1 protein-coding gene is annotated in these 273 nt (G+C 34.8%); it reads left to right on the forward strand.

The features are described from left to right. A partial coding sequence (locus NE665_RS24430) for an IS3 family transposase (protein ID WP_256302583.1) occupies positions 1 to 197 on the forward strand: 197 nt, incomplete at its 5' end. Positions 198 to 273 lie beyond the last annotated feature (76 nt).

Raw genomic sequence — 273 nt, forward strand, 5'->3', positions numbered from 1 at the left:
TTGGGCATATGAAAGACGAAATAAATATTAGCAGCTGTAACACTTTTAGCGAAGTTAAGACAGTCATAGATGATTATATGGACTATTACAATACAGAACGCTACCAGTGGGACCTTGCGAAACTATCTCCTGATGAATATTATCAATATAGTATTACAGGGAATTATCCGTTAGAAAGAAAAGGCACAGAAGCCTAAAATGCATCTGTGCCATACTGTTCTCTGGAATAAATATAATAATGTAATCTATCATCATCAAGATCCTCTTGTGTCA

The sequence above is a fragment of the Clostridium sp. DFI.1.208 genome, from assembly GCF_024463855.1.
GTDB lineage: Bacteria > Bacillota_I > Bacilli_A > Erysipelotrichales > Erysipelotrichaceae > Clostridium_AQ.